The 13,777-nt window shown below is 70.0% G+C and carries 10 protein-coding genes; 5 read left to right on the forward strand and 5 right to left on the reverse strand.

Features of this window, described 5'->3' with window-relative positions; genetic code table 11:
* Nucleotides 1-26 precede the first annotated feature (26 nt).
* Nucleotides 27-2,018, reverse strand: coding sequence for a UvrD-helicase domain-containing protein (locus ACJQWM_RS09850; protein ID WP_332707491.1), 1,992 nt, complete (start codon nucleotides 2,016-2,018; stop codon nucleotides 27-29).
* Nucleotides 2,019-2,317: 299 nt separating this feature from the next.
* Between ACJQWM_RS09850 and ACJQWM_RS09855 the strand changes: the two genes are divergently transcribed.
* The gene (locus ACJQWM_RS09855; RefSeq protein WP_332707494.1) at nucleotides 2,318-2,968 is read left to right on the forward strand and encodes a thymidine kinase; all 651 of its coding nucleotides are present in this window, start codon (nucleotides 2,318-2,320) and stop codon (nucleotides 2,966-2,968) included.
* 18 nt (nucleotides 2,969-2,986) lie between these two features.
* Here ACJQWM_RS09855 and ACJQWM_RS09860 read toward each other — a convergent pair whose 3' ends face one another.
* The 3 genes from ACJQWM_RS09860 to mutM form a co-directional block, all read right to left on the reverse strand.
* Nucleotides 2,987-5,869: a serine/threonine-protein kinase gene (locus ACJQWM_RS09860; protein WP_411306797.1), complete on the reverse strand. Its 2,883-nt coding sequence runs from the start codon at nucleotides 5,867-5,869 to the stop codon at nucleotides 2,987-2,989.
* Between the two features lie 12 nt (nucleotides 5,870-5,881).
* A complete protein-coding gene (locus tag ACJQWM_RS09865; protein ID WP_332704716.1) occupies nucleotides 5,882-6,451 on the reverse strand; it encodes an ECF-type sigma factor in 570 nt (189 codons plus the stop codon).
* A gap of 226 nt (nucleotides 6,452-6,677) precedes the next feature.
* A complete protein-coding gene (mutM, locus tag ACJQWM_RS09870) occupies nucleotides 6,678-7,556 on the reverse strand; it encodes a bifunctional DNA-formamidopyrimidine glycosylase/DNA-(apurinic or apyrimidinic site) lyase (RefSeq protein ID WP_332704714.1) in 879 nt (292 codons plus the stop codon).
* A 241-nt stretch (nucleotides 7,557-7,797) separates the two neighbouring features.
* Here mutM and ACJQWM_RS09875 point away from each other — a divergent pair, with 241 nt between their 5' ends.
* On the forward strand, nucleotides 7,798-8,982 hold the full coding sequence (locus ACJQWM_RS09875) for a DesA family fatty acid desaturase (protein WP_332704712.1): 1,185 nt from the start codon (nucleotides 7,798-7,800) through the stop codon (nucleotides 8,980-8,982).
* Nucleotides 8,983-9,187: 205 nt separating this feature from the next.
* Nucleotides 9,188-9,511, forward strand: a complete 324-nt coding sequence (locus tag ACJQWM_RS09880; RefSeq protein ID WP_332704727.1) for an EF-hand domain-containing protein — start codon at nucleotides 9,188-9,190, stop codon at nucleotides 9,509-9,511.
* A gap of 25 nt (nucleotides 9,512-9,536) precedes the next feature.
* On the opposite strand, the gene ACJQWM_RS09885 is transcribed toward ACJQWM_RS09880, so the two are convergent.
* Entirely contained in the window at nucleotides 9,537-10,121 is a 585-nt protein-coding gene (locus ACJQWM_RS09885; protein ID WP_332704710.1) for a DUF421 domain-containing protein, read from the reverse strand.
* A 211-nt stretch (nucleotides 10,122-10,332) separates the two neighbouring features.
* Here ACJQWM_RS09885 and acs point away from each other — a divergent pair, with 211 nt between their 5' ends.
* Together acs and ACJQWM_RS09895 are read left to right on the forward strand one after the other, a co-directional pair.
* Nucleotides 10,333-12,300 carry an acetate--CoA ligase gene (acs, locus tag ACJQWM_RS09890; RefSeq protein ID WP_332704708.1) on the forward strand — a complete coding sequence of 656 codons (1,968 nt, stop codon included), beginning with the start codon at nucleotides 10,333-10,335 and terminating at the stop codon, nucleotides 12,298-12,300.
* Nucleotides 12,301-12,492: 192 nt separating this feature from the next.
* Complete coding sequence (locus ACJQWM_RS09895) at nucleotides 12,493-13,548, forward strand: patatin-like phospholipase family protein (RefSeq protein WP_332704706.1); 1,056 nt, start codon at nucleotides 12,493-12,495, stop codon at nucleotides 13,546-13,548.
* Nucleotides 13,549-13,777: the final 229 nt, after the last annotated feature.

Raw genomic sequence — 13,777 nt, forward strand, 5'->3', positions numbered from 1 at the left:
TATGGCGGCTCTGAGTCGGGCAGCGATCAGCCGTCGAGCAACGCCTTGATCGCGGCGAATCCCGCACTCGCGCGCTCCTGCTTGCGCGCGGCGTCGGCGACCGGATCGGCGCCGTCGCGCTGGATCTCGGCCGGGGGCAGTTCGTCGAGGAAGCGGCTGGGCTGCAGCCGGATCCGGTCGCCCCAGCGCTGGGTCTCGCGCGAGTGCGACAGCCACAGGGCTTCTTTCGCGCGGGTGATGCCGACGTAGAGCAGGCGGCGCTCCTCGTCGAGCCGGCCCTCCTCCAGGCTGGCCTCGTGCGGCAGGGTGCCGTCTTCGACGCCGACGATGAACACGTAGCGGAACTCCAGCCCCTTGGCGCCGTGCAGGCTCATCAGCCGCACCTGGTTGCCGGCATCGCCCTTGTCGGCGTGCGACAGAAGCGCAAGCTGCGCAGCCAGCTCGCCCGCGCCGGAACCGGCACGGCGTTCGGAACCGGCGTCGAACCAGTCGGCCAGTTCCTCCAGGTTCTGTTTGCGGCGCTGGTAGCCGGCCTCGTCCTTGCATTGCGCGCGCAGGGCGGCCAGAAGGCCGGACTTGTCGGCGAGCAGGCGCACCAGCTCGGCCGGCGCGAGCTTTTGCGCCTGGCCGCGCAAGCCGCGCACGATGGTGACGAAGCCATCGAGCCCATTGGCCGCGCGCGGGGTCAGCTGCTTGAGCGCGCCGACCGATTCGGCCGCGCGCGACATCGGCATGCCGGCGCGCTGGGCCAGCTCGGCGAGCTTGGCCAGCGTGGTCGCGCCGACCTCGCGCTTGGGCGCGGTCACCGCGCGCAGGAACGCCGCGTCGTCATCGGGGTTGGCGACCAGCCGCAGCCAGGCGAGCGCGTCCTTGACCTCGCCGCGCTCCAGGAACGCGGTGCCGCCCGACAGGTGGTACGGCACGCGCAGCAGCTGCAGCGCTTTCTCCAGCGCGCGCGACTGGAAATTCCCGCGGAACAGGATGCAGAAATCACTCCACGGCACCTGCTTGGCGGTCGCCAGGAAATGGATCTCGGCGGCGACCTTCTCGGCCTCGTGGGCGCTGTCGCGGCACTCCCAGATGCGGATGCGCTCGCCGTCGGCCTGCTCGCTCCACAGCGTCTTGGGATGCTCGTGCGGGTTGTTGGCGATCAGCGCGTTGGCCGCGCGCAGCACGCGATTGGAACAGCGGTAGTTCTGTTCGAGCTTGACGATCCGCAGCGCCGGATAGTCGCGGCCGAGCTCCAGCAGGTTGTCCGGGTTGGCCCCGCGCCAGGCGTAGATCGACTGGTCGTCGTCGCCCACGCAGGTGAACCGCCCGCTCGGGCCGGCCAGCGCCTTCAGCAGCCGGTATTGCGCATCGTTGGTGTCCTGGCACTCGTCGACCAGCAGGTAGCCGATGCGCTCGCGCCACGCCAGCGCGAGGTCCTGGTCGGTTTCGAGCAACTGCACCGGCAGCCGGATCAGATCGTCGAAATCGACCGCATTGAACGTGCTCAGCCGCGCCTGATAACGCGCATACAGTTTGGCCGCCTCGTGCTCACGCGGGCTGCCGGCCGCCGCGGCCGCTTGCTCCGGCGACAGTCCGGCGTTCTTGGCGCGCGAGATCAGGTTGCGCACGCCGTCGAGCACGTCGGGCTTGCTGCCCGGCGGCAGCAGGTCCTTGATCTGCGCGCCGGAGTCGTCGCTGTCGAACACGCTGAAACCGCGCCGCAGGCCGACCTTGGCGTGGTCGATCTGCAGCATGCGCAGGCCGAGCGCATGGAAGGTGCAGATCGTCAGCCCGTCGGCGGCATCGCCACGGATGCGCTTGCCGACGCGCTCGCGCATCTCGCGCGCGGCCTTGTTGGTGAAGGTGATCGCGGCGATGCGCTTGGCCGGCATGCGCCCGGAGGCGATCAGGTGCGCGATCTTCTCCACGATCACCCGCGTCTTGCCGCTGCCCGCGCCGGCAAGCACGAGCAGGGGGCCGTCGGTGTGCTCGACGGCGGCGCGTTGGGGGGAGTTGAGGCCGTGCATGCAGAAAGGGTCCGACTTGCCCATCAGTTTACCCGGGGCGCCAAGGCCCAGCGGCTACCCTGTCACACTCAGCCCGACAGGAACTGATCGGCATGCAACAGACACTCAGCGCCGCCGACACCCCGTCCCGGCAGGGCGGCCCGTAACTGCCATCCGGCCGCGCTCGTCGGAGAAGGCCTGAGACAAAGGGCGGCCGTCAACCCGGCCCGGGGTCGATCGCTCGGCCGCGATTCTGACTGCTGCCAGCCCCGGCGGCTCGACACGCGACGACGCGTTCGGCCCTTGCCTACAATCCGCCGATGGCCAAGCTCTACTTCTACTATTCGGCGATGAACGCCGGCAAGACCACCACCCTGCTGCAGTCGGCACACAACTACCGCGAACGCGGGATGCGGGTGGCGATCCTGACCCCACAACTCGACCACCGCGCCGGCAGCGGCATGGTCGCCTCGCGCATCGGCCTGCAGGCGCAGGCGATCACCTTCGATCGCCAGCAGGACCTGGAGGCGCTGGTGCGCGCCGACCTCGCCGCCGGGGGCGCGCTGCACTGCGTGCTGGTCGATGAGGCGCAGTTCCTCACCCGCAGCCAGGTCTGGCAGCTGAGCGAAGTGGTCGATGCGCTCGGCATCCCGGTGCTGTGCTACGGCCTGCGCACCGATTTCCGCGCGGACCTGTTCGAGGGCAGCCAGCACCTGCTGGCCTGGGCCGACGAGCTGAGCGAAATCAAGACGATCTGCCACAGCGGCAGCAAGGCGACGATGTCGGTGCGCGTCGATGCGCACGGCCGCCCGGTGCTGGCCGGGCCGCAGGTCGAGATCGGCGGGAATGAGCGGTATATGTCGGTCTCGCGCGCCGAGTACAAGCGGGTGATGCGTGGGGAGGGCGTCGGCGGCGAGGGCATGGCCGGCGAAGGCATGGCCGACCCGCGGCAGCCGCCGCTGCTGCTCTGATCCGGCGCGGCGGCCGCCCTAACCGGACGGAGCCGCGGTGCCAGGCCGGCGCACCGGGCGCGCCGGGGTCGCGGCCGCGCGCTCGGCGGTCGGGGTGCCGCACCCGGCGCGGATGCGCGCCACATCGCGGCGCAGCACGGCGCCATCGGGCAGCGCCAGCGCGAGTTCGTCCGACAGCGTCTGCAGCGTCTCGAGCGCCTGCTCGTGCTGCCCGCCGTCGCAGCGCAGGTGCGCGGCGTACGCGCGCGCGCGCCTCGCGACCGCGCGCGCCTCGCGATCCTCGGCGGGCAACTGCGACAAGGCATCCAGCCGCGCATCCATGGTGGCATCGCCGGACAGCCCGGTGTGGTAGGCCAGCACCACTTCACTGAGTCGCGTCAGGGGGTGGTCGCGGCCATAGCCGGCGCGGGTCAACTGCAGCGCCTGGCGCAGGCGCGCCTCGCCGGCGGCCGGCTCGCCCAGTGCGATCTCGACCTCGCCGAGCAGGCGGTCGATGTCGCCGACCAGCGCATGCCGCGCGCCGTAGTGCTCGCTGCGCAGCGAGCGCGCCTCCTGCAGCAGTGGACGCGCCTCGCCGGAGCGGCCGGCGGCGTGCAGTACCTGGGCGAGGTTGGACAGCGCCTCGGCGACGTTGACCGGATCGGCGTCTTCACGGGTGATCGCCAGCGCCTGTTGCAGCAGGTCGATCGCGCCCGGCAGGTCGCCGCGCTCCCAGGCGAGCAGCCCGAGGCGCAGGTAGCTGCCGGCCAGGTCCCGGTGGCCGGCGCCTAGTCGCTCGACCAGCTGCTGGTGGATTTCCCGGAAGCCGGCGTCGGCCTCGTCGTATTGCCCCTGGTCGACCTGCACCGCGGCAAGCTGGCGGCGCACCGCCAGGGTGGCGGGGTGGCCGGTGCCGTTGAGCTCCAGCGCGATCGCCAGCGCCCCGCGCAGCTCGCTTTCGGCGGCGCCGATGTTGCCGACGGCGCGGTAGAGGTTGCCCAGGTTGCGGCGGATCTCGATCAGCAGCGGATGCCGGTCGCCGACGTCGCGACGCAATTGCGCGCGTGCGCGATCGAAGCCGCGCAGCGCGGTCTCGACCTCGTCGACGTCGGCGTGCAGGCCGGCCAGGTCCATCAGGTTCTGGACCTCGCCGACGCTGTCGCCGCCGGTCTCGCGACGCAGTGCCAGCGAGCGCTCGAACAGTTGCCGCGCGCTCTGGCGGTCGCCGTTGACCCGATGGCAGCGGCCCAATTGCGAATACAGCTCGGTGGCCTGGGGTGGCAGTTGCGCCTGCTCGCGGCGGCTCAGCGGCAGCATCGGCTGCAACAGCGCGATGCACTCGTCGGATCGGCCGAGCATCCGCAACACGCGGCCGCGTTGGGCCAGCGACTCCAGCCGGAGGCTCGGCGGCAGATCGTCGCCCAGCAGCGTGATGATCTCGGACTGGCGATCCAGCAGTCCCAGCGCCTCGCGATAGTCGCCCAGCCCGGTGCGCACCCGCGCGACCACTCCGAGCAGCTCGGCGCGGTCGCGTGGCTGCCGCGCCAGTTGGCGGTTGCCGCGCTCGACCGCGTCATCCAGCAACTGCCGCAGGTCGAGCGGCTCGTTGGCGCGGGCACCACTGGCGTGGTCGAACAGGCCGACCATGAAATCCTGCATCGCCTGCGCGCGGCTGGCCTCCTGCACCGCCTCGCGCGCCTGCCAGGCCACGCTTGCCAGCGCGCCGACCAGTACCACCGCGACCAGGCTGCCGGACGCCACCGCCCAGCGCTGCCGGCGCAGGTACTTGCGCATCCGGTAGCCGATGCTCTGCGGGCGCGCCTGCACCGGCTTGCCGTCGACGTAGCGTTGCAGGTCCAGTGACAGGGCTTCGACCGACGGGTAGCGCTGCTCGGCGCGCTTGGACAAGGTCTTGAGCACGATGTTGTCGAGGTCGCCGGCCAGCGTGCGCGCGTGTCGGCGCCGCGCCGGCGTCGGGGTGGCCCCGTCGGTGGTGCGCAGTACCGCCTGCGATGGCCGCAGCGGATCGGCCGACAGGATCGCCTCCTCCCATTCGGCATCGCTGTTGCGCTTGAGCCGGTAGGGCTTGCTCTCGGTCAGCAGCTCGTACAGCACCACCCCGAGCGAGTAGACGTCGGTCATAGTGCTGACCGGCTCGCCGCGGACCTGTTCGGGCGCGGCATAGTGCAGGGTGAATGCACGCATGCCGGTGCGGGTCTGCTCGGGCGCCGGGACTTCGGTATCGAGCAGCTTGGCGATGCCGAAGTCGAGCAGGCGCACCTCGCCGCCCGGCGTGACCAGGATGTTGGAGGGCTTCAGGTCACGGTGCACGATCAGGTTGGCGTGCGCATGGCTGACCGCGTCGCAGACCTGGCGGAACATCTGCAGCCGCGTCTCCAGTGGCGTGCGCTGGTTGCTGCAGTAATCGGTGATCGGCTGGCCGTCGACATATTCCAGCGCGAGGTACGGCAGGCCGTCGGCGCTGATGCCGGCGTCCAGCAGCCGTGCGATGTTGGGGTGCGCCAGCCGCGCGAGGATCTGCCGCTCGCGGGTGAAGCGCAGGCGCAGGTCGGTGTTGGCCAGGCCCGGCCGCAGCAGCTTCAGCGCGACCCGGCGCTGGTACAGCCCATCGGCGCGCGAGGCCAGCCACACCTGTCCCATGCCGCCCTCGCCGAGCAGGCTTTCCAGCCGGTACGGTCCGACCTCGGTGCCGGCGCGCATGCCGTCGGCGGCCGGCATCATGATGGGCTTGGCGAGGAAGTCGTCGCGCTCCTGCTCCAGCGCCATCAGCGCCTCGAGATCCGCCGCCAGGGCCTTGTCCTCGGCGCGCAGCTCGTTGAGGCGCCGTTCGCGCGCCCGCGGCTCCAGCTCGAACAGTGCATCGAGCAGCGGGGACAGACGGCTCCAGTGTTCCGCGTCCACGGCCTGATCGACCTAGCTGTCCCGGAGCGACGCCAGCAGGAACAGCCGCGCCTTCTGCCAGTCGCGGCGGATGCTGCGTTCGGAACGTTGCATGAGCGCGGCGATCTCCAGTTCCGACAGCCCGCCGAAGTAGCGCAGTTCGACCACCTGCACCAGTCTCTTGTCGACCGCCGCAAGCCGGGTCAGCGCGGTGTCCAGGCCGAGGGTCTCCTCGTCCAGGCGCACACCGCCCTCGAGGTCCTCGGGCAGGTCGGTCACGCGGTGCAGGTCGCCGCCGCGCTTCTGCGCCAGGCGCTGGCGCGCGTAGTCCACCACCACGCTGCGCATCGCCGAGGCGGCGTAGGCGAAGAAGTGGGCGCGGTCGTCGAACTTGGCCTCGCGGCGGCCGACCAGTTTCAGGTACGCCTCGTGCACCAGCGCGGTCGCGTCGAGCGTATGCCCGTGCTGCCCGGCGAGCTGCCGGCGGGCCATGCCATGGAGTTCGTGGTAGAGCGTTGCGAGTACGTTGTCGAGCGCGCCACGGTCGCCATCGCGGGCCGCATCAAGCAACAGCGTGATCTCGGCGGTTTCGGCCATAGCCATACGGTGGTCCCCCCCTTGCAAGTGCGGCGGACTATAGCCCGCGCTGGTGTGACGATGATGCAGAGACGGACCGCTGGCGAGGGGCCCTGCGGCGGTCACGCCAGCGCCTGCGGCCAGGCTGCGCGCGGTCGCAGTTGCGCAGGGTCGGCACGCGGTCTGTGCCTTCCTGGCGGCGCGGCGAACGCACAAAGGTGGGGCAGAACGCGTGCCCCACCCGAACCGACCTTCAGCGTTGGCAGTGTGCGCACCAAACTGTCGCGCGCTGGCCGATCCAGGCCTGCTTCAGTGGACGCGCGCAGTGCCGGCAGGGCTCGCCGCCGCGGCCGTACACGAACAGTTCCTGCTCGAAATACCCGGGCGCGCCGTCGGGGCTGATGAAGTCGCGCAGGGTGGTGCCGCCGCGCGTGATCGCATGGACCAGGATGGCCTGCACCGCCTCGACCAGCCGCGCATAGCGCAGCCGCGAAATCCGCCCTGCCGGCCGCAGCGGCGAAATGCCCGCGGCGAACAGGGCCTCGGCCGCGTAGATGTTGCCGACTCCGACTACCACGCGCTGGTCCATCAGGAAGTTCTTGACCGGCGCACTGCGACCGCGGCTCAGCGCGAACAGGTAGTCGCCGTCGAACCCGGTGGCACGGCCTGCGTCCACCGCCGGCGGCGACCCGTGCATCACGCCCGCATGCGGCAGCGGTTCGGGTCCGAGCGCGCTAAGCAGCGGGTGGACCTCGCCGGTCGGCTGCCACAACAGGCAGCCGAACCGGCGCGGGTCGTTGAACCGCAGCACCCGGGACGGCTGGTCGCCGGTCGCCTCCAGCGCGAGATCGACGTGGTCGTGCGCGCGCAACGGGGCATTGGCCGGCAGCACCCGCAGGCTGCCCGACATGCCCAGGTGCCACAGTGCGGTGCCGGCGGCGGTATCGATCAGCAGGTACTTGGCGCGCCGGCGTACCGCCTGGATGCGCTGGCCCGGCAGCCGTTCGCGGATGGCCTCGGGGATCGGCCAGCGCAGGTCGGGCCGGCGCAGCACCACCGCCTGCACGCGCCGGCCCTCCAGGTGCGGCGCCAGGCCGGCGCGCGTGGTCTCGACTTCGGGCAATTCGGGCATCGGCCAAGCTTAGGTTCTTCGAAGGCGGAGTGCGGAACCGATGCGGGCGCTGGGTGCGGCGGCGTGTTCATGAAACGCCTGCGGGGCCCCGGCCGCGCCTGACCTGCGCCACCGGCAGCGGCTTCCTTTTCGCGGGCCTGAACGCGCCCCGCTCCATACCCGTGCGGACGGCGGCCGCGGATGGCATCATCGTGCCTGGACCGATGCCGCTGGTGTGGTCCACCCGCTTTCCGGAGTATCCATGTTCGCTTCCCTGCTCGATTTCCTCGCTGGCGGCCTGCTGCAGGCCAGCCTCGGCACGCTCGTGATCTATTTCCTGGTCGCCACCCAGCTCACCATCTTCTCGGTGACGCTGTACCTGCATCGTTCGATGGCGCACCGCGCGGTGGACTTCCACCCGCTCATCGCCCACGTGTTCCGGTTCTGGACCTGGCTGACCACCTCGATGGTCACCAAGGAGTGGGCGGCGATCCACCGCAAGCACCACGCCAAGTGCGAGACCGAGGAGGACCCGCACAGCCCGCAGATCAAGGGCATCAAGACGGTGTTCTGGCGGGGTGTCGAGCTGTATCGTGAGGCGCGCGCCGACCGCGAGTCGATCGAGAAGTACGGCAAGGGCTGCCCTGACGACTGGATCGAGCGCAATCTCTACTCGCGCTGGCCGACCATGGGCCCGACCCTGCTGCTGTTCATCAGCTTCGCCCTGTTCGGCTTCGCCGGCGTGGCGCTCTGGGCGCTGCAGATGGCGTGGATCCCGTTCTGGGCCGCCGGCGTGGTCAACGGCCTCGGCCACTGGTGGGGCTATCGCAACTTCGAGACCGCCGATACCTCGACCAACCTGACCCCGTGGGGTGTCTGGATTGGCGGCGAAGAGCTGCACAACAACCACCACGCGTTTCCAAGTTCGGCCCGATTCGCGCTGCGCCGGTTCGAGTTCGACATCGGCTGGAGCACCATCAAGCTGTTCGAGAAGCTCGGCCTGGCCAAGGTGCTGCGCGTGGCGCCTTCGCTGGACGTGCGCCCGAACATCGCGATGCCCGATGGCGAGACGCTGAAGGCGTTGCTGGCGATCCGCTTCCAGGCGATGACCGACTACTACCGCGGAGTCACCCTGCCGGCGCTGCGTGAGGCCGACGACCGCCTGCCGCGACCGCTGCGCAAGGCACTGGCCGACGGCGGCCGCTGGCTTGACGACGGCAAGCGCGCGCGCCTGCAGGAGTGGCTGGCCGAGCGTCCGCGCATGGCGACGCTGGCCGACTACCGCCAGCGCCTGGCGCAGGTGCTGGACGATCGCTCGCACGACGCCCAGGCGCAGCTCGCGCGGCTGCATGCCTGGTGCGCCGACGCCGAAACCAGCGGCATCCGCGCGCTGGAGGAGTTCTCGGTCCGGCTCAAGGGTTACGCGCTGGTCCCGGCCCGCAGCTGAGCGAGCGGCCGCGGCCGTGATCTCCCGCGCATTCGCGCACGAAAAACCCGCGCCTGACCGCGCGGTTTTTTTGTGCGCGTCGGGTCCGGTCACTCACGTGGCCCCCCCCTTTGAAAAAGGGGAGCAGGGGGGATTTGCTTCTGCTCCCGAGCAACAGCAAATCTCCCCCAAGCCTCCGCAGCGAGCAACAGCCAACGCTCCCGCGCTGGCACTAGCCACAGCGCTCCTGCTGTTGCCGTTGTTCGCCAGCGCGCAGGTCCGCGCCACCGGCGATTACCTGCAGCGCATGGACAGCGACGGCGACGGCCACGTGTCGTTGGCCGAGTACCAGGCGTGGATGGGCTACGCGTTCGGGCAGATGGATCGCAACCACGATGACGTGCTGAGCGCCAATGAACTGCCCGGCGGCCGCGGCCGTCCGGTCAGCCTGGCCGAGCATCGGCAGGCGCTGGCCGAGGCATTCAACCGTCAGGACCGCAATGGCGACGGCGCGCTGGACGCGCGCGAACTGGCGGCGCCGCCGCAATAGTGGTCGCGCAGCCGCGCGGGCTGCGTCATGGCATCCGCTGTGGCAACCGGTGGTGCTCTTCCTCGACGATGTAACGCAGCAGCTCGTCGTCCGGCGGCGGTTGGTCGTTGAGGAACACGCTGATGTCGCCGGTCACCTCCAGGATCGCGTACTGCACCTGCGCCAGCGAACGCGCGCCCTTGACCCGCAGTTCGGCGTAGAGCTCGCGCTGGGTGGTGCGTTCGCTGCGCAGGGCGTCATGGTCGACCACGCCATCGGCCACCAGCACCCGCGAGCGTGATTCCACGTAGTCGCGCACCTGCCGCGAATGCCCGCTGAGCATCTCCAGCAGCATGGTCAGGCTGGTTATCCCGACCAGGATCAGCGCCGCATAGATCAACGGCACGGTCGGATACAGCAGCGCGTCGCCGGCGGCCGAACCCAACGCGATCATCAGCATCTGCTGCATGGGGCTGAGGTTCTTCTGGCCGCGCTTGCCCAGCAGCCGCATCACCAGCAACAGGAGGCAGAACACCACCACGCACTTCAGTGCGACTTCCGCCAGATAGGAGTAGGGCTGCAGGCCCAGCAGCAGGCGGTCCCAGTGGAACGGTTCGAAGTCGGTTTCCATGGCGGATCCGGCGGCGGCAGAGGCCGTCATCTATAGGGCGCGCGGTGTGAGCGCGGTGACGAGGCAACGCGCGGCCAAAGCGCGGATGCCGGGTGCGGCCCGTGGGCTCCAGCGTCCCGCCCCTGCAAAAGCGGCGCATGCGCGTCACCGCGGCCACGCCGGCGGATGCGGCACACTGGGGCCCCTGCCGAATCGCTGCCCGGAGCGCGCCATGACCGATCCCGCCCCCGTCCATCCGATCGACCCGCAGTTCGCCGCGCAGGCGCGGATCACGCGTGAGGACTACGCGCGGCTGTACGGCGAATCGGTCGCCGAACCCGAGGCCTTCTGGAACCGCATCGCGCAGCGGCTGGACTGGATGACGCCGCCGACCCGGATCAAGGACGTCAGCTTCGACCTGGCAGACTTCCGCATCCGCTGGTTCGAGGACGGCGAGCTCAACGCCAGCGTCAACTGCCTGGACCGGCACCTGGCCACCCGCGGCGACAAGACCGCCCTGCTGTTCGAGCACGACGACCCGGCGCTGCCGGCCGAACACATCAGCTATCTCGAGCTGCACGCGCGCGTATGCCGGCTGGCCAATGCGCTGCGCGCGCTGGGCATGCGCAAGGGCGACCGGATCACGATCTACCTGCCAATGATTCCCGAAGCGGTGGTCGCGATGCTGGCCTGTGCGCGCATCGGCGCGATCCACTCGGTGGTGTTCGGCGGCTTCGCGCCGCAGTCGATCGCCGACCGGGTCGGCGATTGCGGCAGCAAGCTCATCATCACCGCCGACGAGGGCCTGCGCGGCGGCAGGAAGATCCCGCTCAAGGCCAACGTCGATGCGGCCCTCAAGCTGTCCGGCACCAACTCGGTGGAGACCGTGCTGGTGGTGCGCCATACCCGCGCCGCAGTCGACATGCAGATGCCGCGCGACCGCTGGTACGACGCGGTGGTCGACGAGCAGCCGAGCCAGTGCGAGCCCGAGCGCATGAATGCCGAGGACCCGTTGTTCATCCTCTACACCTCCGGTAGTACCGGCAAGCCCAAGGGCGTGCTGCACACCACCGGCGGCTACCTGGTGTATGCGTCCTACACCCACGAGGCGGTGTTCGACCTGCGCGAGGACGACGTCTACTGGTGCACCGCCGACGTCGGCTGGGTCACCGGCCACAGCTACATCGTCTACGGCCCGCTGGCCAACGGCGCGACCGCGCTGGTGTTCGAAGGCGTGCCGAACCATCCCGACGTGTCGCGCTTCTGGCAGGTGATCGACCGGCACCGGGTCACGATCTTCTACACCGCCCCGACCGCGATCCGCGCGCTGATGCGCGAGGGCGACGAGCCGGTGGCGAAGACCTCGCGCCAGTCGCTGCGGCTGCTCGGCACGGTCGGCGAGCCGATCAATCCCGAAGCTTGGCGCTGGTACTTCGAGGTGGTCGGCGACGCGCGCTGCCCGGTGGTCGATACCTGGTGGCAGACCGAGACCGGCGGGATCATGATCACCCCGCTGCCCGGCGCGATGGAGCTCAAGCCCGGCTCGGCGATGCGGCCGTTCTTCGGCGTGCAGCCGGCGCTGGTCGATGCCAACGGCGCAGAGCTCCTCGGCGAGGCCGAGGGCAACCTGATCCTGAAGGACTCCTGGCCCGGCCAGATGCGCAGTGTCCATGGCGACCATGCGCGCTTCATCGACACCTACTTCAAGACCTACCCCGGCGCGTACTTCACCGGCGACGGCTGCCGCCGCGACGCCGATGGCGACTACTGGATCACCGGCCGCGTCGACGACGTAATCAACGTCAGCGGTCACCGCCTCGGCACCGCCGAAGTCGAAAGCGCGCTGGTGTCGCATGCCAAGGTCGCCGAAGCCGCGGTGGTCGGGTTCCCGCACGAGGTCAAGGGCCAGGGCCTTTATGCCTACGTGACCCTGGTCGCCGGCGAGGCGCCTAGCGACGAACTGCGCAAGCAGCTGATCGCCCACGTGCGCCAGGAGATCGGCCCGATCGCCACCCCCGACCACCTGCAGTGGGCGCCGGGCCTGCCGAAGACGCGCAGCGGCAAGATCATGCGGCGGATCCTGCGCAAGATCGCCGAATCGGGCTCATCGGAGCTGCCGCCCGATCAACTCGGCGACACCAGCACGCTGGCCGATCCATCGGTGGTGCAGAGCCTGGTGGATGAGCGGCTGGGGCGGTGAGCTTCACGGCAACTGCAGATTCACAAGCAACAGCAAACCCCCGAGCAACAGCAAATCCCCCCCCACCCCCCTTTGAAAAAGGGGGGTGGGGGGGTGCTCTTCCCGGAGCTAGTGTGGCCGCCACCGCATCCGGTCGGCTCGCGTTCCGGGGTTCGCGCGTATCCTCCGGCGGCTGCACCATCCACCGCCACCATGACCGTACTGATGCCGATAAGAACCTCGCGCCGCTTTCGCCCGTTGCCGGCCCTGTCGTTGGTGCTTGCCCCGCTGCTGTTGGCCGCCTGCGCCGGCAACCTCAAGCCGACGGCTCCGGTCGATGTGGCGCCACCCCCGCCGCCGCCGGAGATCCGCATCGGTATCGCGCTCGGCGGTGGCGCGGCCAAGGGGTTCGCCCACATCGGCGTGATCAAGATGCTCGAAGCCGGTGGCATCAAGCCCGACGTGGTGGCCGGCACCAGCGCCGGCAGTATCGTCGGCGCGTTCTACGCCAGCGGCATGGACGCGTTCCAGATGCAGCAGCGTGCCGTTGCCCTGGACGAGGCCAGCATCCGCGATGTCAGCCTGTTCTCCGGTGGCGTGATCAAGGGCCAGAAGCTGCAGGACTACGTCAACGAGCAGGTGGATGACCGGTTCATCGAGCACATGCACAAGCCGTTCATTGCGGTGGCCACCCAGTTGGAAACGGGCCAGCGCACCTTCTTCGATCGCGGCAACACCGGACGTGCGGTGCGCGCATCCAGCAGCATTCCCGGCGTGTTCGAGCCGGCCGCGATTGGCCCGTCGCGCTACGTCGACGGCGGCGTGGTCAGCCCGGTCCCGGTCGATGCCGCGCGCCACCTCGGCGCCGACTTCGTGATCGCGGTGGACGTCTCCACCAGGGACGCCGGGACCGCGCCCACGCACATGGTCGGAATCATCGGCCGGTCGGTCGCCATCATGGGCCAGATGCTCGGCGCGCAGGAACTCGCACGCGCCGACGTGGTGATCCGGCCGAAGGTCAGCGACATCGGCCCGGCCGATTTCGAGCAGCGCAGCCGCGCGATACTGGAAGGCGAGAAAGCCGCACTTGCGGCGATGCCGCAGATCCGCGCCAAGCTCGCGCGCCTGCAGCAGGAACGTGCCGCCACCCTGGCACCGCCGCCGCCGGTGCGGGAGCAGACCGCAACGCGATGCGACCGCGGGTTGTTTGGCATCGGCGGGCTGCTGCGTCGCGATGAAGCCTGCGCAGGCGATAGCGCGGCGCGCTAGCCCGTCCGCACATCAGCCGCACGGGCGTTATGTCGGCGCATGGGCACGTGCCTGGCAGGAGCTCGAGTGGGCCACGCCCTGGGCGAGGCCCTTGCCGGGAGCACGGGAGCACGGGAGCAACAAAAAACCCGCCGTGCGGCGGGTTCTTTGCGTACAAGCTGGAAGGCGCTGCTCGATCTGGTGGATCCCCGCCTTCGCGGGGATGACGCAGTGACACAAAGGCGTTCGC

The organism is Novilysobacter longmucuonensis (assembly GCF_046600735.1).
Lineage (GTDB): Bacteria > Pseudomonadota > Gammaproteobacteria > Xanthomonadales > Xanthomonadaceae > Novilysobacter_A > Novilysobacter_A longmucuonensis.